General features: G+C 67.0%; 19 protein-coding genes. 11 read left to right on the top strand and 8 right to left on the bottom strand.

What is annotated here, in order from left to right; genetic code table 11:
* Nucleotides 1-22 precede the first annotated feature (22 nt).
* A complete protein-coding gene (locus tag M8859_RS13830) occupies nt 23-898 on the bottom strand; it encodes a helix-turn-helix domain-containing protein (protein ID WP_249644313.1) in 876 nt (291 codons plus the stop codon).
* 209 nt (nt 899-1,107) lie between these two features.
* Entirely contained in the window at nt 1,108-1,686 is a 579-nt protein-coding gene (locus tag M8859_RS13825) for a DUF4282 domain-containing protein (protein ID WP_249644312.1), read from the bottom strand.
* A 391-nt stretch (nt 1,687-2,077) separates the two neighbouring features.
* On the opposite strand from M8859_RS13825, the gene M8859_RS13820 reads away from it, so the two are divergent.
* The 3 genes from M8859_RS13820 to M8859_RS13810 all read left to right on the top strand — a co-directional run bounded on the left by M8859_RS13820 (nt 2,078) and on the right by M8859_RS13810 (nt 5,837).
* Nucleotides 2,078-2,596 carry a hypothetical protein gene (locus tag M8859_RS13820; protein WP_223519962.1) on the top strand — a complete coding sequence of 173 codons (519 nt, stop codon included), beginning with the start codon at nt 2,078-2,080 and terminating at the stop codon, nt 2,594-2,596.
* 189 nt (nt 2,597-2,785) lie between these two features.
* The gene (locus M8859_RS13815) at nt 2,786-4,972 is read left to right on the top strand and encodes a molybdopterin-dependent oxidoreductase (protein ID WP_249644311.1); all 2,187 of its coding nucleotides are present in this window, start codon (nt 2,786-2,788) and stop codon (nt 4,970-4,972) included.
* A 232-nt stretch (nt 4,973-5,204) separates the two neighbouring features.
* On the top strand, nt 5,205-5,837 hold the full coding sequence (locus tag M8859_RS13810) for a pyridoxamine 5'-phosphate oxidase family protein (protein WP_159922568.1): 633 nt from the start codon (nt 5,205-5,207) through the stop codon (nt 5,835-5,837).
* Here M8859_RS13810 and M8859_RS13805 read toward each other — a convergent pair.
* Genes M8859_RS13805 through M8859_RS13795 form a run of 3 tightly spaced genes read right to left on the bottom strand, consistent with a single transcriptional unit; the run spans nt 5,824 to nt 7,435 of the window.
* Nucleotides 5,824-6,705: an SAM-dependent methyltransferase gene (locus M8859_RS13805; RefSeq protein ID WP_249644310.1), complete on the bottom strand. Its 882-nt coding sequence runs from the start codon at nt 6,703-6,705 to the stop codon at nt 5,824-5,826. The two genes, M8859_RS13810 and M8859_RS13805, sit on opposite strands and share 14 nt — an antisense overlap.
* On the bottom strand, nt 6,702-6,917 hold the full coding sequence (locus M8859_RS13800; protein WP_159922512.1) for a hypothetical protein: 216 nt from the start codon (nt 6,915-6,917) through the stop codon (nt 6,702-6,704). Before M8859_RS13800 ends, M8859_RS13805 begins: the two co-directional genes overlap by 4 nt.
* The gene (locus M8859_RS13795) at nt 6,914-7,435 is read right to left on the bottom strand and encodes a DNA-directed RNA polymerase subunit beta (protein WP_236565356.1); all 522 of its coding nucleotides are present in this window, start codon (nt 7,433-7,435) and stop codon (nt 6,914-6,916) included. Before M8859_RS13795 ends, M8859_RS13800 begins: the two co-directional genes overlap by 4 nt.
* Before the next feature lie 245 nt (nt 7,436-7,680).
* Here M8859_RS13795 and M8859_RS13790 point away from each other — a divergent pair, with 245 nt between their 5' ends.
* The 5 genes from M8859_RS13790 (at nt 7,681) to M8859_RS13770 (ending at nt 11,573) form a co-directional block, all read left to right on the top strand.
* Nucleotides 7,681-8,562: a helix-turn-helix domain-containing protein gene (locus M8859_RS13790; protein WP_195069804.1), complete on the top strand. Its 882-nt coding sequence runs from the start codon at nt 7,681-7,683 to the stop codon at nt 8,560-8,562.
* A complete protein-coding gene (locus M8859_RS13785; RefSeq protein WP_195069805.1) occupies nt 8,552-8,758 on the top strand; it encodes a DUF397 domain-containing protein in 207 nt (68 codons plus the stop codon). The genes M8859_RS13790 and M8859_RS13785 overlap by 11 nt, the downstream gene beginning before the upstream one ends.
* A gap of 242 nt (nt 8,759-9,000) precedes the next feature.
* A complete protein-coding gene (locus M8859_RS13780; protein WP_249644309.1) occupies nt 9,001-9,510 on the top strand; it encodes a GNAT family N-acetyltransferase in 510 nt (169 codons plus the stop codon).
* Between the two features lie 292 nt (nt 9,511-9,802).
* Nucleotides 9,803-10,570, top strand: a complete 768-nt coding sequence (locus M8859_RS13775) for an SDR family oxidoreductase (protein WP_159922504.1) — start codon at nt 9,803-9,805, stop codon at nt 10,568-10,570.
* A 79-nt stretch (nt 10,571-10,649) separates the two neighbouring features.
* The gene (locus M8859_RS13770) at nt 10,650-11,573 is read left to right on the top strand and encodes an RNA polymerase sigma-70 factor (protein ID WP_195069807.1); all 924 of its coding nucleotides are present in this window, start codon (nt 10,650-10,652) and stop codon (nt 11,571-11,573) included.
* Nucleotides 11,574-11,629: 56 nt separating this feature from the next.
* On the opposite strand, the gene M8859_RS13765 is transcribed toward M8859_RS13770, so the two are convergent.
* The 3 genes from M8859_RS13765 to M8859_RS13755 all read right to left on the bottom strand — a co-directional run bounded on the left by M8859_RS13765 (nt 11,630) and on the right by M8859_RS13755 (nt 13,312).
* Entirely contained in the window at nt 11,630-12,250 is a 621-nt protein-coding gene (locus M8859_RS13765) for a PIN domain-containing protein (protein ID WP_249644308.1), read from the bottom strand.
* 61 nt (nt 12,251-12,311) lie between these two features.
* A complete protein-coding gene (locus tag M8859_RS13760) occupies nt 12,312-12,779 on the bottom strand; it encodes a helix-turn-helix domain-containing protein (RefSeq protein ID WP_236565354.1) in 468 nt (155 codons plus the stop codon).
* A gap of 95 nt (nt 12,780-12,874) precedes the next feature.
* Nucleotides 12,875-13,312: a GtrA family protein gene (locus M8859_RS13755; protein WP_370523778.1), complete on the bottom strand. Its 438-nt coding sequence runs from the start codon at nt 13,310-13,312 to the stop codon at nt 12,875-12,877.
* A 213-nt stretch (nt 13,313-13,525) separates the two neighbouring features.
* Here M8859_RS13755 and dprE1 point away from each other — a divergent pair, with 213 nt between their 5' ends.
* The 3 genes from dprE1 (at nt 13,526) to M8859_RS13740 (ending at nt 17,945) form a co-directional block, all read left to right on the top strand.
* Complete coding sequence (dprE1, locus tag M8859_RS13750; protein ID WP_321212397.1) at nt 13,526-15,007, top strand: decaprenylphosphoryl-beta-D-ribose oxidase; 1,482 nt, start codon at nt 13,526-13,528, stop codon at nt 15,005-15,007.
* Nucleotides 15,004-15,765, top strand: coding sequence for a decaprenylphospho-beta-D-erythro-pentofuranosid-2-ulose 2-reductase (gene dprE2 / locus M8859_RS13745; protein WP_159922499.1), 762 nt, complete (start codon nt 15,004-15,006; stop codon nt 15,763-15,765). Before dprE1 ends, dprE2 begins: the two co-directional genes overlap by 4 nt.
* Nucleotides 15,766-15,980: 215 nt before the next feature.
* Nucleotides 15,981-17,945 (top strand): galactan 5-O-arabinofuranosyltransferase, encoded by a 1,965-nt coding sequence (locus M8859_RS13740; protein WP_372492909.1) that lies wholly within the window; start codon nt 15,981-15,983, stop codon nt 17,943-17,945.
* Nucleotides 17,946-18,115: the final 170 nt, after the last annotated feature.

Here is an 18,115-nt window from a genome sequence, read left to right as displayed (position 1 = left end):
CAGCGCCGGATAGAGGTCCGGTTCACAGCGACGCGCGTGCCTTCTCGATGCCCGCGCGAGCGTCGACCGCCGCCGCCTCGATACTCGCGAATGCCCTGCGGAAACGCGCGATCTCAGGCTCTTTGTCCACATACACCGGCCCGGTGAACGCCTCGACGTACACCACCGGCGGTTCGGGCGGCTCGCCGGAACGCACTCCGGGGAACTCCAGCAAGACGAATCGGCCTGAGGTCAAGCCGTCGTGATAGCCACAGTCCATCGGCACCAGCCGGATCCGGATGTTCGGCAACTCGCCCATGCGGAGCAGGTGGTCGAGCTGCTCGGCGGCGACCGCCGGGTCGCCGATGCGCCGTCGCAGCACCGCCTCATCGATCAGCGCGTCCAGGCGCAGTGGCGCGTCGGCGCGGGTGACCAGTGCTTGCCGGGCCTGGCGTAACCCCACCCTGCGGTCGATCTCGTCGGCGGACAATTCCGGATATGCCGCCGCGAACACCGCGCGGGTGTAGCCCTCGGTCTGCAGCAGGCCGGGGACGAGTTCGTTCTCGTAGGTGAACAGCCTGGTGGCCGCCTCTTCCAGCCCGATGTAGACGTCGAAGCCTTCCGGGATCACGTCGCCGTAGGAGGTCCACCATCCCTTGGCCTTCGTGTCGCGAGCCAACGCGCGCAGCGGTTCGAGCAGTTCGGGCGGCGCGCCGTAGACCTTGCACATCGCCTCGACATCGAGGCCGCGCAGCGAGGTCTGCCCGGTCTCGATCCGCCAGATCTTCGCCTCCGACCATTCCAGCTGCTGCGCGGCCACCCGAGTGGTCATCCCGGCCCGATTGCGCAGATCGCGTAGTTGCCTGCCGAGCTGCCGCCTCGGCATGGTCGAACCGGTCGTCCCTTGCGGTAAAGCCATGCTTCCCCCCTGTTTCGCCCTTGTCCGGCCGCACCGTGAACCATGCCCGGTCTGCGACGCGACCCACCCTCCCGGACACCCACGGTGGATGTGCCGGGTATCCGAACAGCATTGTCGACAGTGAAACTCACACTGGTCACTGTGCGTGTCTCAGCTAGGTCGTTGTCTCCAGCGAGTCAAAACACTTCCGGACGGCGCGTTTTCGTCCCCTACCTGCGCGGGTTTCGCTTGCGGAAGCGCCAGAACTGCACCGCCCGAACGTCTTCGGACAACTGGTTGACCGGCTCGGCCACGTCCGACAACGCCTGGAACAGATCATCGGCCAGCTCGCTGATGTGCTCCACCCTGGTCGCCAGGCGGGAGGCGTTCACCAGGAACTCGAGCATCAGCCGGACGGCGGCCGCGATGGTCAGGCCGAGCGGCACGCCGAGCACCGCCGCGAGCACGCCGAGCACCGCGGACACCCGCCACGCCGAAACCGTCAGCGTGATGGGGACGGCGAAGGCGAACACCAGCCCCAGGATGTAGGCCAGCGGCAAGAGCGTGCGGGTCGCCGGGCGGTGGAACTGCACGTCCACCAGGGCGCGCGCGGCCGCGGAGCTCCACTGCACGAACGCGCGCGGGCTGCGGAACGGCTCGGAGTGCTCCTCTTCGTCGGCGGCGGCCCCCGACCGCCGCTCGGCCGCCGACTCCTTCCACGCGAGCCAGCGCGATTCGGCCTCGAACTCCGCCGCGTCCGCCGCCTGGCCCTCGACGGGCGCACCGATGCCGTCGGATTCGTCACTCATCTCGTGTCCTCCTCCGGACTTGACGCTCATGCTGTGTCTTCCTCGGCATGCGCGGGCCCTCCGTGGTCACGCGAGCTACCGCCTCCAGGCCTGACGCTCATGCCGGAATCCTCCTCGCACGAGGCGACCGGATCCAGCCGGAAGCGCACGAGACCGGAATTTTCGCAACGGCAACATCAATCACACCATCCACAGCAGCCTCGCAGCTCCGGCACAGCGAGCGGTCCGGCTCGCGGCCGAATATAGCTGCGTGGCAGCCATTACGAGCCACCTGGAAGTGCCCGGCCGCACGCGGACGAACCCCCTCGGAAATGAGACGTAGGCGACACTCCGGAAATTCTTCCGAAGTTCGCGTAACGCTCGCGGCGGCCCCCGCCGATACGACCCATGAATGCAGGACCCAGAGATCTACCGGGGAATGGAGAAGACAGTGCGCACCACGTTTCCGACTTCCGTCACGGCGGCCGAGCTGACCGCCGCTGCGCAGGACTACAACCAGCGCGGGTGGACGGTCGCCGAAACGGCCAACGGTCTGAGCCTGATCACCGACGACGACCTGTCCGGCATCGAGGTCTCCGGCGAACTGGCCGGCGAGGTCCGCCGCTTTCTGCGGGCGAACAACCTCTCCGGCGCGGTGATCGAGATTCCCGGCTCGGAGCGACGCGAGATCCACCTCGTCACCGGCGTCCGCAAGGCCGAGATGGCGTTGCAGGCGCTGCGCGAGGCCGGCGCCACCGTGTACACCGACGGCGCGGGCATCCCGCTGCCGCCCACCCAGCTCTCGGTCGGTTCGGCCTGCTGGGGCGTGTCGCCCGCCGAGGCCCGTTGGGTGCCGCCGGTCGTCGCGATCGCCGCGGCCGTACGCGCCGCCACCGCGTCGCGCCGCGCGAAGCTGACCATCGCCTGCTGAACGACGCGTTTCTGATCGACTTCGCCTGCTGATCGCGGGTCGGGGCCGCGCTACCCGGCCTGTTTGCGACCGGTATCCGTCCCGGCGCTCCGGATCCCCACCCCGGAGCGCCGCCGGGTACCGGTCGTTTGGCGTCGCCGATTTCAAGCGTTCTCTTTTCAGTTCCACCGCCGGACGCCAAGATGGGGTATGGCCCCGATCACGCAATCGCGCAATCTGCTGCGGACCTGCCCGCTCTGTGAGGCGGTCTGCGGCCTGGAAATCACCCTGGACCCAAGCGACCACGTGACCTCCGTCCGCGGCGACCGCGACGATCCCTTCAGCAAGGGCTTCATCTGTCCCAAGGGGGCCAGCTTCGGCCATCTCGACGAGGACCCGGACCGGGTCACCGAACCGCTGATCCGTGATCGCGCGACCGATACCTGGCGCACCGCGACCTGGGACGAAGCTTTCGACCACATCGCCGAGCGGTTTCCCGCCGTCGTGGCCGAGCACGGAAACCAGTCGGCCGCGGCCTACTTGGGCAATCCCAACGCTCACACTGTGGCGGGCACGCTGTACGTGCCGATCCTGCTGCGCGCCTTGGGCACCAGGAACATCTATTCGGCCAGCACCGCGGATCAGATGCCCAAGCAGGTGGCCAGTGGGCTGATGTTCGGTGACCCGCTGACCGTGCCGGTGCCCGACCTGGACCGCACCGATTATCTGCTGATGCTCGGTGCGAACCCGCTGGAGTCGAACGGCTCGCTGTGCACCGCACCCGATTTTCCGGGCCGATTGAAGGCGCTACGTAGCAGGGGCGGCCGTTTCGTGGTGGTCGATCCCCGGGTGACGCGCACCGCGAAACTGGCCGACGAGCACCTGTTCATCCGGCCGGGCAGTGATGCCTACCTGCTGTTCGGCATCGTGCACACGCTTTTCGCCGAGCAGTTGACCGACCTGCGCGTCGATGTGACCGGGCTGGAGGAATTGCGCACGGCCGCCGCCGCGTTCGACCCGGAAACGGTCTCGGCCCGCACGGGCGTCCCGGCGGCCACGATCGTGCGGCTCGCCCGCGAGCTCGCGGCGGCCCCGACCGCGGCGGTGTACGCCCGCATCGGCACCTGCACCGCCGAATTCGGCACCATCACCCAGTGGCTCGTCGAGGCGATCAACGCGCTGACCGGAAACCTCGACTCCCCCGGCGGCGCGATGTTCGCCACCGCCGCGGCCGGCGGCATCCCGCGCACCAGGCCGTTCCGCACGGGGCGGTGGACCAGCCGGGTTCGCGAGCTGCCCGAGGCGATGGGCGAACTGCCCGTCGCGACGCTCGCCGACGAGATCATCACACCGGGGCAAGGCCAGATCCGCGCGCTGATCACAGTCGCCGGGAACCCGGTGCTGTCCGCGCCGAGCGGGGCACGCCTGGACGAAGCGTTCGCCCAGCTCGACTTCATGGTCAGCGTGGACCGCTATGTGAACGAGACCACCAGGCACGCGGACGTCATCCTCCCGCCGCCGCGCCCGACCCAGTCCGCGCACTACGATTTCGCGCTGTTGCAGTTCGCCGTGCGCAACTACGCCCGCTACTCGCGGCCGCTGGTGCCGCTGGGTGACCGGCCGTCGGAGCCTGCCGTGCTGGCTCGTCTGGCCGCCGCGCTGACCGGCAGGCCGCACCGCGGCTCGGATGGGATCGATCCGCTCACCGCTGTGGATGAATTCGTGATCGCGGGCCTGCTGCAGAAGGCCGGGCTCGCGGACCGGCGCGGCGACCTGATCGGGGAGACCAGCACCGAGCAGCGCATCGACCTGATGCTGCGCCTCGGGCCGCACGGCGAATGGAACGGCGGCACACTCAACCTGCGAGTGTTGCTGGACAACCCGCACGGCATCGACCTCGGTCCATTGCAACCGCGCCTGCCGGGCGTGCTGCGCACGGCGACCGGACGCGTGGACCTGGCCCCGCAGCCACTGCTCGACGACGTGGCACGGATGCGGGCGCGTCTGTCCGACGCCGCCCCGGAGATCGTGTTGATCGGGCGGCGGCAACTGCGGTCCAACAACAGCTGGATGCACAACATCGCGACGCTGGTGAGCGGATCGAATCGCTGCACCCTGCACATCAATCCGGCCGACGTGGCGCGACTCGGGCTCGGCGACCGAGCGGTGGTGAAGTCCGCAGCCGGGACGCTGACGGTCCCGCTGGAGCCGACCGAGGCCATCATGCCCGGAGTGGTGAGCCTGCCGCACGGCTGGGGCCATATCGACAGCACGCAGACCGTGGCCCGCGAGCACGCGGGCGTCAACGCCAATGTGCTCACCGACGATTCGGTGATCGACGCACCCTCCGGCAATGCCGTGTTCAACGGGGTTCCGGTCACCCTGATCCCCGCCTGAGGGCACCGCACATCACTTGGCAAATCCCGACCGGCCGGAAATAATTCCGGCCGGTCGGCTCTTAGCTAATCTATGGAAATCCTTGCGTGACACGGGAATCGCGGGCATCATCTACGTGGATTTCGACGTTTTACCGTGCGCTCCTCATCTAAAATTGGCGCGATCTCGGTGCGGCCGCGGTTCAACGTCGAGCCTGGCGGACCCCGGATTCCGGCGACCAGAGGGGGCGGCAATGCCCGGCACACACAACGGCAGCGATGGCGAGCGTGAGCTGCAGGAACGGTACGGAACACAAGATCGAGCCCAGCGTTTCTACGACGATCAGGTGCTCGATCGGCTCAATCCGACGATGATCGAATTCATCGGCCGGATGGATATGGCGTTCATCGCCACAGCGGACAAACGCGGCGAATGCGACTCGACTTTCCGGGCCGGGTTACCCGGTTTTCTGCACGTCATCGATGAGCGCCGAATTGCCTACCCGGAATATCGTGGCAACGGCGTGATGGCCAGTCTCGGCAACATTCTGGAGAACCCGCACGTCGGGATCCTGCTCATCGATTTCGTGCGGGACCTCATCGGACTGCACATCAACGGTTCGGCACACATCGTCTCAGACCCCGCCCTCCGCAGCGTCGTGCCCGACCTGCCCGTCAACCACAAGGGCCGCGCCGCCGAACACTGGGTGGTGGTCGACGTGGAAGAGGCGTACATCCACTGCCGCAAGCACATCCCGCACCTGGTGCCCGCTTCGCGCGAACAGCGCGAGTGGGGCACCGACAACGTCCGCGCCAAGGGCGGCGACTACTTCGGCGCGAAGGCAGAGAAGACCGAACTGGCAGGCTCGCTGTTCACCGGTGCCTGAGAGCCGGTATGCGCCCCAGCCCGCCCAGCATCAGCCGTTCCTCCGGAGATCGCGGGCGCAACGCGGGGCCGTGAGGCCACCAGTCGCCCACCTCGACCAGACCGGGTTCGACCAGTTCCAGACCGTCGAACAAGGCGGCGATCCGTTCGCGAGGGCGGAACCAGCCCGAACCCAGCCCGTGGACGAAGCGGTTCTCGAGTTCACGGGCGAGCCGATGGGCGACGGGATTGTCGGCCGGGTCGAGGTAATGGTTGAGCGCGATATATGAACCGGGCGGCAGGATCTCGGTGTACTCGCGGACGATCCGGGCGGGGTCGAGTTCCTCGGGCACATGGTGCAGGACGCTGGACAGGATGACCGCGAGCGGCCGATCTCGCTCGAGGTGATCGGCGGTCTCGGACAGGACGTTTCGCGGTCGCGTGAGATCGGCCTGCACGTATTGGACGCCCGCATGCCGTGCGAGCAGCGCACGGCCGTGGGTGCAGCAGAGCGGGTCGTTGTCCACGTACACCACCCGCGCTCGCGATTCGTGCTGATGCGCGACTTCGTGAATGTTCCGGAAGGCGGGCAGTCCGGCTCCGATGTCCACGATCTGGTCGATTGCCGCTTCGCAGACGAGATAGCGCACGACGCGGTCGAGCCAACGCCGTGTCGTCAGCGGCACTTCTCGCATCCGAGGGGCGATCCGCAGGATGTCGTGGAAGAAACGGCGGTCGACCTCGTAGTTGTCTTTACCGCCCAGGCTGTAGTCGTGGACGCGGGCAATGCTGGGGCGGGTGGGGTCGGGCCCGACCGGCGAACGCACTCCGGGGACGGGCGATGATCCCGTCCCCTCCTCTCCCGGCAGGCGGGACCAGGGGCCGTTCACGCCGACACTCGACGCTCGACGACCAGCGGGCAGGTGGTGGGCAACGCCCGGGCCTGCATCCACGTCACAGTGCCCGCCACCTCGGCAGCGCGCGGACGCTCGCAGCACACCCTTTCGTGACCGATGCGACGCTCCAGCACCGCCATCGCGATCAAGTAGTTCGCCGTGAACCACAGGACGGCGACCCCGGCGATGACGCTCGCGACCATCACCCGCGAACCTCGAACGGCTGGTCACCGCTTCGCGGCATCGAACGCGACCCACGCCAGGGCATCTGATCAGCCCACGCCCGGATCGCCCGCACGACAGCGACGCCGGAGGGGCGAAACGAGTTGGCAGGCGGCTCGATCCACTGCCGAATCGCCCCCGCCGACGCGGTAGGCGACGGCAGCGCAATAGTCGCCCCCGCACGCGCAACCGACACATCCAGCCGGAACAGCTCGGCGAACAGCCGCATATCGTCGGTCTCACCGAGATCGGGCCGAATCAGGAACGTCCACCTGCCCGAGCGCGGATGACCGACGATCGGGCCTACGGAATTGCCCTGGCCGTGCAGGTGCGCCCGCACCGCCTGCCCCAGCCGCGCGGGCATCGTGATGCCCCAGACGCTCCCCGCACGCACAACGATCCGCCCGAGCCCAGGCGGGTCGATGACAGCGGGCAAACCGCATGCCCGCCGGTAGAACTGGCACCGCGACACCGGAGTGTCCTCGAACGGCTGATGGTCCATCTCGAAAGCCCCCTACTCGGATCGAACGTCATGTGGAGCGCGCCCGGTGCTTCCCGCGGGATCGGAGAGCCACTTCTCAGCCCTTTCCGACCAGGGCGCGTACGTCAAGTGGAGCATCCGTACAACCGCTGAGACCCAACTACTCTGAATATTCAGCACGATTTTTCTGAAGCGCCAGCGTGTGATTCAGCCTGGATGCGAGGATTCTCCGAGGTGGAGAAAGCCGAGATCAGAAGGGGTGGAGAATGGAAGGCTCTACGGTTCCACGCAGACAGCTGGGTCGCCACTTGCGCGAACTTCGAACGGGGGTCGGACTCACGATCGCGAACGCGGCCGAACTCATGCAATGGAGCCCGACGATGTTGCAGCGGGTCGAAAAAGGGCAGGTAGACAAGGTCCGGGACGCAGACATCAAAGAGCTGTGTCGGATCTACGACGCAGCTCCGGAGCAGATCGACGCACTGGTCGGCTTAGCGCGCCAAGCGAACGCACCCGAGTGGTGGCATGCCTACGGTGATCTCATCCCTGAGAACTTCGATGTCTACGTGGGGTTGGAGAACTCCGCGAAGCGATTGACTGTGTACCAGTCCGAGCTGGTCCCTGGCCTGCTTCAGGTGCCTCGGTACATGCAGGCGCTCATCACTGCCAAACGACCGGACGAGCGTGCGTCAGAGATCGAGCGACGCGTTCAACTGCGAATCAAGCGGCAGTCTTTGATCACGCGGCCGGTTGGTCCGGTTGAGATGGACGTGGTCATTCACGAGTCGGTGCTACGCCAGATCATCGGTTCCAAGAGGGCGATGACGGAACAGACGCGTGCTTTGCTCGACTCCAGCCGTCGAGCGAACATCACGCTCCGGGTTCTGCCGTCCGACGCGGGCTACCCCACCGGTGATCAGATCGGCCCATTCACAATCCTGGAATTCGGCACAGACAGTAAGGGCCGTCCGATCGAGCCGCCCGTCGTGTATATGGAAGGCTTCACGGGCGCGCTCTACGTGGATAAACCCGGCACGGTGCGGCGGTATGGTGAGGCATACGAGGTGCTCCGGAGCGCGGCCATGGACGTTCAGGACAGCCGCAGACTTCTCCGGGAGCTAGAGAAGGAGTACGGGCGTGATCAGTGACCTATCGGAAGCACGGTGGTTCAAGAGCACCCACAGCGGAGCCAGCCAGGATTGCGTCGAAGTGGCATTCCTCGACGGTGACAAGATCGGCGTTCGCGACTCGAAGAACCCCACCGGCCCCGCACTGGTCTTCACCCCCAGCGAATGGGACGCCTTCACCGCAGGCGTGACGGACGGCGAGTTCGACCGCCCCTAGCCACACCACCAACACGGCCCGGTCCGACTCGACGGTCAGGTCGGGCCGTGTTGCATGCTCCGCCGTGGCGTCGAGCGAGGAGCACACGGGAGTTCGACCGCTCCTGAGTCGGGTGATGCACAGCGCCGCTCCTTCCCAGTGCGTGACAGGTTGGCCCGGTTGAACCTTCGGCGTCGAACAGAATGGCTACCATGAGCCGACTTCCTACGCTGTCCGCCCCGGAGATCGCTACAGATCGTCTCGTGCTGCGCAAGGCGCATGACAATGACCGTGCGGGACTCATCGACCTACAGACCGATCCCGCGGTTCGGACCTACCTCGGTGGTCCACGCTCTCGCAGCGACGTCGAGCAGTACCTCAACGCGATCGGCGTCGCCAACGTGACGGCCGCTCCCGGTGTCTACGTCATCGCCGACAACAACACGAATCTCCTCATCGGGACGCTGATGCTCTGCCGCCGGTCTGCCGATCAACCCGGACACGTGACCGAGGACGGCGAAGAACTGGAACTGACCTATGTCCTTCGCCGCGATGCCTGGGGTGCCGGGTTCGCGTTCGAAGCCGCGTCCGCCGTGCTGCGCGCCGCCGCCACCGAACTGCCCGACCAGCCGGTTCTGATCGTCACCCAAACCGCCAACGACCGTTCATTGAAACTCGCGACCCGTCTCGGTTTTCAGCCTGTGGGTACGTTCGAAGCATTCGGCGCACTACAGACCCTCGCGACCGCACGCCTGCATTCATTCAAGGTCTGATTCCACCCGGATCAGATGCGTCGCTGATCCATATCTCCGTCCAGTATGCGAAGAGTTTTTCGAACGGCGGGGGGTTCGTAGCGGTCGGTAAGGCTCCGCGATCGGCCTGTTCACACGCTCCTCGAGTTCGGCACGGACAGCGAGGACGGTCCCATCCGTAAGGGCACGGCTGGTCATCTACTGACGCCGACCGGTCCGCTTTCCGTCCGCATGTCACAGGCGGTCGAGCTGTCTCGTCTCGGGTTCCGACAGGTTCTGAGAAGAACGCGCCTCCCCGAGCAAGGAGCAGACTATGAGCGAGCAGATCACACACCAGAAGGTGGCACTGGTCACCGGAGCGAACAAGGGAATCGGCCGTGGGGCTGCCGAACAACTCGCCGCGCTGGGCATGACGGTTCTGATCGGCGCCAGGGACTCCCGGCGCGGCGAAGAGGCCGCCGCGGCGGTGCGAGCGACCGGCGGCGACGCGCACGCGGTCACCCTCGACGTCACCGATCAGACCGTCGTCCAGGAGGCCGCGCGGCAGGTCGAGGAGCGCTTCGGCCACCTCGACGTGCTGATCAACAACGCGGGCATCACCGGCTCCGGACAGGTCTCCCCCGCGGACGCCTATGATCAGGTCCCCAGCTCTGTCGACCTGGACATGGTCCGGACGGTGTTCGAGACCAACGTCTTCGGGGTGATCGCGGTGACCAATGCCATGCTTCCGCTGCTGCGACGGTCACCGGCGCCGCGGATCGTCAACGTCAGCAGTCACGCCGCGTCGCTGACCCTCATGAGCGACCCGGACGGCCCCTTCGCGGCGCTGCTGCCGTCGGCGGCGTACTCGCCGTCCAAGTCCGCGCTGAACGCCCTGACCGTGCACTACGCCAACGAGCTGCGGAAGGAAGGCATCCTGGTCAACGCCGTCGCCCCTGGCTACGTCGACACCGACAGCAACAATCACACCGGGTTCCTCACGGTCGCGGAGGGCGCCGCGATATTGGTGCGCCTGGCCACGCTCGGTGCGGACGGACCGACCGCCGGATTCTTCAGCGCGGAAGGCCCGGTGCCCTGGTGATGCCTGCCCACTATGGACCGGGGCGCGGGCGACAGCCACGCCGCGCCCCGTGGCTACCAAGGATCGAGAAGGAGCAGGCGTGAGTCGGATCGAGGAGTTCCAGGAGCTTCGGCCACTGCTGTTCTCCATCGCCTACCGGCTCCTGGGCAGCGTGAGCGAAGCCGAGGACGCGGTCCAGGAGACCTGGCTGCGCTTCGCGGCTTCCCCGACCGAACCCGACTCGACCAAGGCGTTCCTGTCGGCCACCGTGAGCCGGATCTCGATCGATGTGCTGCGCTCGGCACGCGTTCGCCGGGAGGAGTACGTCGGGCCGTGGTTCCCCGAGCCGCTGCTGGCCGACCCCTACCAGGACCCGCAGCGCTCGGCGGAGCTGGCCGACTCGTTGTCGATGGCGGCTTTGCTGCTGCTGGAGCGGCTCAGCCCGCTCGAACGCGCGGTGTTCGTGCTGCGGGAGGTATTCGGGTTCGGATTCGGCGAAGTCGCCGCCGCCGTGGGGCGCTCGGAGGCCGCGTGCCGACAGCTCGCGGTGCGGGCACGCCGCCACATGGACACCGGCAGGCCCCGATTCGAAGCCGACCGAACCGAGCGCGAGAAGCTCGCCGGGAGATTTCTCGACGCCTTCCGGGACGGGGACGTCGACGGGCTGACCGCGCTGCTGGCCGCCGACGTCCAGATGGTCGGCGACGGCGGCGGCAAGGCCCCGCAATGGGCCGACCGCTTCGTCGGCGCCGAGAACGTGGCCCGAGCGCTCGCCGCGCTCCTCCCGCTTTTCGCCCGGATCGGAGCGCATGTGGAGCCGCACCAGGTGAACGGCCAGCCGGGCGCGATCTTCCGCGACCGGGACGGCAAGGTCCTCAACACCTGGGCGCTCGACATCCTCGACGGACAGATCCAGACGATCCGCACGGTGAACAATCCCGACAAGCTCGGGCACGTAGGTCCGGTAGGGGATGCTTGGGCGGCACTGCGTGAAGTGAATCAGACCGGCAAGCTGATGAATTGAGACACTCTGACGCCCTTCGCCGGTCAACCCCGCTCGGTCGCCACGGTTACCCCGTGTCAGGTCGGCTCGCGGAGAAGAGCATTGATGTCCAGAGTTTGAAGGTGTTGTCGTACGCGCTCGGCGAAGGCCGGCGCTCCGGCTGCCTTCAGTCTCTCCGGTAGTGAGACGCTGCTGGTATCGCTCCTGCGAACGTAGTAGACAAGTTGTTCCGCTGTGACCGCCCGGACGATCTGGGGTGCCGAGTCATCGATGAGTTCGAAAAAATCGTCGGCCGAGTAGATCTCGTACGGAAGATCGTCCATGCGGGTGAAGTGTTCGACGTTGTCGGTCAGAAGGATGTCGACATCGGCATAGACCGCAGCGCAATGGACGTGAGCATCACCCACGTCGGGATAGGCGATGGTACGGTCGATCGTATAACCCGTTATCCGCCCTTTCTCGAACGTGTTCTCGAGTGTGCGTCGCACGCCGCCGACTTGGGCGTCATCCAGCAAGGGATTCTTCTTACGTAGGTGATAGTGGAACTCCACCATGATGTCGTCGGTCCACATGACCTCGAACATCTCATTGCCTGGATGAAGGTAGAGCAGCGCCAGCCAGTCCCGTAGCGTGCGGGAGAACAAAACGTTGGCATCGACAAGAACGTTCGTCCCCCGCCCGCTGACCATGACGGACATCGTACAAGCGGACGGAGCGCCACTCAGCGCTTACAGGATCGACCAGATAGCGCCCTGGCGGTCAGTAGACCACTCCGAGCTCGTCCTCGAGTTCGCGCAGCCGATCAAACGCCTTCCGTTGCGCAGCACGCTGAATCTCTCTGTGCGCCAGAACATCCCTGCTGAAAAGACGCGTGTGCGAACCGACCCTGTGGGAAGGCAGCTTGCCCTCGTTCACCAGCTTCATCAAGGTCGGCCGCGAGACACCCAACATCTTGGCGGCGACAGTCGTAGTCACCTCGTTCGGGAGACTGCCCACGGTTACGGTGCAGCCTCGGCTGATGAGGTCGAGGATCTGAGCGATCAACGCGGTGAGCTCGGCGGGCATCTTGACAGACTCCCCATCCCGGACTTCGACTGCGATAGTCGCGTGCGCCGATGCGGCACCGCGCGCCTTCTCCACTCGATCCTTGAAAGCCCGAGCCTGCTCCACCTCACTGGCACTGATCGACAGAACTGCCTTTTCGTGGCGAATGCCGGATGCACCCATGGGACTCGAACTCCTCTCCGCTCTCGCAGGTACTACCCAACGTAACCTCTTGCACTTATAAGTGCAATCGCTCCGAGCCCGGGTTCGTCCCCGATCTAGCGGATCTTGAAGATCACCAACCGCTGGACGACGAAGTTGATGACGGTCGCGGTGCCCTGGGCGATGACGAAGGCCAGCGGCTGACGCCACCATTCCTCGGGGAGGGTGAAGTAGAGGCCCGCGTTGATGCCGACCTGCACCGCGAAGGTCACCGCGTAGAGCAGGACGACGGCGAGGAAGCGGGCGCGGCTGGGCGGGGCCTGGAAGGTCCAGCGGCGATTGATCAGGTAGGCCGTCGTGGTGCCCGCCACGAATCCGATTGACTTGGCGACGTTGACCGGGAGGCCGACGAGATTGAGCAGCAGGCTGTAGAGCCCGTAGTCGACGACGGCCGAGAATCCGCCGGTGAGGGTGAACCGGACGATCTGCGTCTTGAGGTCGACATCGGTGCTCTGTTCGATTCGGCGCTCCCGGGACCCTGCGTGGTTACGCACGCTGCCTCCTTCGGGCCCGTCGCTCGCGCCGCCAGGCTCGTCGACCAGCGGCAACTCTGCCGGGAGCGGCAGGTGGGGTTCGGCTTGCACGCCGATGAGCGTAGCGGCGAACAGGCGACCGCACGGATTCGGTTCTGAACGACGCGTACGTCACTACCCATGGGTGTAGCGACCCCGTCCCCATCTGCCGTCATACCTGTAGCCTCTATGCCGATGTCCACGAAAGCTCCGACCGCCACCAAGACAACCGGGAACGACAAGGGCGCCGGCGTCACGAACGACGACCCCGCCGCCGGGAACGCGTTCACTCTCCCGACGCGTACCCGTACGTTGACCGGGTGGGGTCGCACCGCACCCACCTCTTCCGAAGTGCTCTCGACCAGCGATCCCGAACTGATCGCCAAGGCTGTGGCCATGGTCGCCGAGGACAACGACGGCAAGCCCGCCCACCTGCGGCGCGGCGTGATCGCCCGCGGCCTCGGCCGCTCCTACGGCGACCACGCGCAGAACGCGGGCGGCCTGGTCGTCGACATGACCGCGCTGAACAACGTCCACCGCATCGACCGCGACACCCGCATCGTGGACGTGGACGGCGGCGTCAGCCTGGACCAGCTCATGAAGGCCGCGCTGCCGTTCGGGCTCTGGGTGCCGGTGCTACCCGGCACCCGCCAGGTGACCATCGGCGGCGCGATCGCCTCCGACATCCACGGCAAGAACCATCACAGCGAGGGCAGCTTCGGCAACCACGTGCGCTCGATCGATCTGCTGACCGCCGACGGGCAGGTGCAGCACATCACGCCGAAGCGCAACGCCAAGCTGTTCTGGGCCACCGTCGGCGGCAACGGGCTCACCGGCATCATCCTGCGCGCGACCATCGAGATGGTGCCGACGGAGACCGCCTACTTCCTCAACGACGGCGTGAAGACCACGACCCTCGACGAGACCATCGCCGCGCACAGCGACGGCAGCGAGTCGAACTACACCTACTCGAGCGCCTGGTTCGACGTGATCAGTCCGCTGCCCAAGCTGGGCCGCGCCACGATCACCCGGGGCAGGCTGGCCAAGCTCGACGAACTGCCCAAGCGGCTGCGCAGCAAGCCGCTGAAGTTCGACGCGCCGCAGCTGATGACCGTCCCGGACATCTTCCCGAACTGGACGATGAACAAGTTGACGCTGATGTCCATCGGCGAGGCGTACTACCGGATGGGCGGCAACTACACCGGCAAGGTGCAGAACCTGACGCAGTTCTATCACCCGCTGGACATGATCGCGGAGTGGAACCGCGGCTACGGCTCCAACGGCTTCCTCCAGTACCAGTTCGTGGTGCCGACCGAGGCGGTCGAGGAGTTCAAGCGGATCATCATCGATATCCAGGCGTCCGGGCACTACTCGGCGCTGAACGTGTTCAAGCTGTTCGGGCCGGGCAACCAGGCCCCGCTGAGCTTCCCGATGCCGGGCTGGAACATCTGCGTCGACTTCCCGATCAAGCCGGGCCTCAACGAGCTGGTCGGCGAACTCGACCGGCGGGTGCTCGAGTTCGGCGGGCGGCTGTACACGGCGAAGGACTCGCGGACAACCGCCGAGACCTTCCACAAGATGTATCCCCGGATCGACGAGTGGATCAAGGTCCGCCGCAGCGTCGATCCCACAGGCGTTTTCATGTCCGATATGGCGAGAAGGCTGGAGCTGCAGTGATCAATGCCGTTGGTAACCCGCAGTCGATTCTGCTGCTGGGTGGCACCTCGGAGATCGGCTTGGCAATCTGCGCGGAGTACCTGAAGAAGGGGCCCGCGCGCATCACCCTCGCGGCGCTGCCCGGCGATCCGCTGCGTGAGGCCGCGGTCGCCCAGATGAAGGCAGCGGGCGCGAGCCAGGTCGACGTCGTCGACTTCGACGCGCTCGACACCGACGGGCACCCCAAGGTGATCGACGCCGCGTGGGACACGGGCGACGTGGACGTCGCCATCGTCGCTTTCGCCCTCGACGGCGACCCCGAGGAACTGTGGCGCAACCAGCGCAAGGCGGTGCGGGTCGCCCAGGTCAACTACACCGCCGCGGTTTCGGTCGGCGTGCTGGTCGGCGAGAAGATGAAGGCGCAGGGCTTCGGGCGGATCATCGTCCTGTCCTCCGTCGCCGGTGAACGGGTGCGGCGCTCGAACTTCGTCTACGGGTCGACCAAAGCCGGCCTGGACGGTTTCTACCTCGGCCTCGGCGAGGCGCTGCGCCCGCACGGCCCGCGCGTGCTGGTGATCCGGCCGGGGATGGTGCGGACCAAGTTCTCGGCGCATGTCAAAGAGGCCCCGCTCACCGTCGACAAGGAAGATGTGGCGGCGCTGGCGGTCGCGGCCTCCCAGAAGGGGAAGGAACTGGTCTGGGCGCCAGGCGGCTTCCGCTACGTGATGATGGTGCTGCGGCACGTCCCGCGCGCGATCTTCCGCCGACTGCCGATCTGAGTCTCGGCGAACGGGCTCGGACCCGGTGCCCGCGTGGTCATCGATCACGCGGGCATTTATCGTTCGACGAGTCGACCCAGTGATTCCGGAGGCGCCATGCGAGTAATCGAGTGTGACGAGCGCGGAGCGGTCCGTTGAGCACGGTGACCACGACGGGTGACGCGCCCCCGCGCCCCGCCGAGCCGGCGCGCCCGCCGAGCCGGACGGCGCTGCTGCTGCGGCAGGTCGCCTCCGGAGCCGGTGAGGCCGCGCTCGCGGCGACCGTCGCCGCGGTGGTGGCCGCCGCCGGGCTCGTCGCGTTCTCGATGGTGCAGTGGCCCGCGTTCAACTCCTCGAACGTGACCAGGGCGCTGACCACGGTGGGGCAGGTCGGCGCGGCGGTGATGCTCGCGGTCGCGATCGCGCTGCTACGGCTGCACAAGTGGCCGTGGGCCGCGAAACTGCTGTCCTGGGCCGGGATCTCGACCTTCGTCACCTTCACCCTCGGCATGCCGCTGGCGGCGACCGAGTTGTATCTGTTCGGCGTCTCGGTGGATCAGGAATTCCGCACCGGATTCCTCACCCGGCTCACCGATTCCGCGGCGCTGCGCGACATGACGTACGCGGATCTGCCGCCGTTCTACCCCGCGGGCTGGTTCTGGATCGGCGGGCGCGCGGCGAATCTGCTCGGCATGGACGGCTGGGAGGTGTTCAAGCCGTACGCGATCGGCTTCCTCGCGGTGGCCGCGGTCGTCGCGCTGGTGCTGTGGTCGCAGCTGATCCGCGCGGACTGGGCCGTGGGCGTCGCGGCGGCGAGCACAGCGGTGACGGTGGCCTATGCCGCGCCCGAGGCGTACAGCGCGGTCATCGTGGTGCTGCTGCCGCCCGTGCTCGTGCTCGCCTGGGGCGCGCTGTACCGGCCGCAGGAGGACGTCCGGTCGGGCTCGACGGCGGAGGATGCCGATCGCACCGCCGGTGGTTGGGGCGCGGTCGTCGGCACCGGACTGTTTCTCGGCTGGGCGGCCACGTTCTACACCCTCTACTTCCTGGTCGCCGCCTTCGCGGTCGCTGTGATGGGGCTGCTGGCGGCCGTGCTCGCGGTGCGTTCGCAGCGCGCCGCCGACCATCCACGCCGCGCCCGCGCGGCAACCGGCTCGGGCCGACCCGCGTGGCGCGCGGCGGTGCCGCCGCTATCTCGGCTGGTGGTGATCGCGATGATCTCCGGTCTCGTCGCCCTTCTCGTGTGGGCGCCGTACCTGGCCAAGGCGCTGCGCAGCACGACCGCGAGTTCTGGCACCGCCCTGCACTACCTGCCGGAAGCGGGCGCGCGGCTGCCGCTGCCGATGTTCGAGTTCTCCCTGCTCGGAGCACTGTGCCTGCTCGGCACGGTGTGGCTGGTGCTGCGCGCCGCGTCGTCGCGACGGGCCCAGGCGCTGGGGATCGGGGTGGCGGCGATCTACCTCTGGACGCTGCTGTCCATGGCGGTCACCGCGGCGGGCACCACGCTGCTGTCGTTCCGCCTCGAGCCGGTGCTGCTGGTGCTGCTGTCCGTCGCGGGCGCGTTCGGGTTCGTCGAAGGCGCGCGGGCGATCTATCAGGCGTTGAACGAGCCCGCCCGGTTCCGGCTGATGGCGATCGTCGTCGCGACGATCGGCGCCTTGGCCTTCGCCCAGCACATCCCGCACGTCCTGGCCTCGGAGATCACCACCGCCTACACGGATACCGACGGCGACGGAAAGCGGGCCGATCAACGGGCCCCTTCGGCGGTGTCGTTCTATCCGAAGGTAGACGCGGCGCTCACCGCGCAGACCGGTCGACCACGCTCGGACACGGTGGTGCTCACCGCCGACACCAGCTTCCTGTCCTTCTATCCCTACTTCGGCTTCCAGGCGCTCACCTCGCATTACGCCAATCCGCTCGCCGACTTCACCGGCCGCGCGGGAGCCATCGAGGGCTGGAGCAAGCTGAAGACGCCGCAGGAACTGCTCGACGCACTGGCCGCGAGCCCGTGGCGCGCGCCGGACGCGTTCCTGTTCCGGCGCAGCGGCGACGCCTACACCTTGCGGCTGGCCAAGGACGTCTACCCGAACGACCCGAATGTGGCTCGCTACACGGTGAGCTTCCCCAAGGAACTGTTCGCCGACGCGCGTTTCACCACCACCGACATCGGGCCGTTCACCCTCGTCACCGTCCGCCGCTGACCTGACCTCCGCCACTCCCCCGAATTCGCTGCGATTGAACTCGCGCGAAGTGGTTACCCCTCTCGTTTGTCGGTCCACGCACAGCGTGGTTGGGTACGGAGGCGCTGTCGAGGAGTGATGCCCGGGTGACACGAGCACAGGACGTCGAGTCCGGCGAACAGGCGGGATCG

The sequence above is a fragment of the Nocardia sputi genome, assembly GCF_023501985.1.
Note: the sequence above shows the minus strand (reverse complement) of the source record. Positions and strands in the feature narration are given on the sequence as shown.

Coding starts and splice junctions, on each gene's coding strand:
- M8859_RS13815 (WP_249644311.1), top strand. CDS start 2,786: ATGGCCCCGATCACGCAATCGCGCAATCTGCTGCGGACCTGCCCGCTC.
- dprE1 (WP_321212397.1), top strand. CDS start 13,526: ATGTCCACGAAAGCTCCGACCGCCACCAAGACAACCGGGAACGACAAG.
- M8859_RS13820 (WP_223519962.1), top strand. CDS start 2,078: ATGCAGGACCCAGAGATCTACCGGGGAATGGAGAAGACAGTGCGCACC.
- M8859_RS13830 (WP_249644313.1), bottom strand. CDS start 898: ATGGCTTTACCGCAAGGGACGACCGGTTCGACCATGCCGAGGCGGCAG.
- M8859_RS13790 (WP_195069804.1), top strand. CDS start 7,681: ATGGAAGGCTCTACGGTTCCACGCAGACAGCTGGGTCGCCACTTGCGC.
- M8859_RS13760 (WP_236565354.1), bottom strand. CDS start 12,779: ATGGGTGCATCCGGCATTCGCCACGAAAAGGCAGTTCTGTCGATCAGT.
- M8859_RS13765 (WP_249644308.1), bottom strand. CDS start 12,250: ATGTCCGTCATGGTCAGCGGGCGGGGGACGAACGTTCTTGTCGATGCC.
- M8859_RS13795 (WP_236565356.1), bottom strand. CDS start 7,435: ATGGACCATCAGCCGTTCGAGGACACTCCGGTGTCGCGGTGCCAGTTC.
- M8859_RS13810 (WP_159922568.1), top strand. CDS start 5,205: ATGCCCGGCACACACAACGGCAGCGATGGCGAGCGTGAGCTGCAGGAA.
- M8859_RS13775 (WP_159922504.1), top strand. CDS start 9,803: ATGAGCGAGCAGATCACACACCAGAAGGTGGCACTGGTCACCGGAGCG.
- M8859_RS13825 (WP_249644312.1), bottom strand. CDS start 1,686: ATGAGTGACGAATCCGACGGCATCGGTGCGCCCGTCGAGGGCCAGGCG.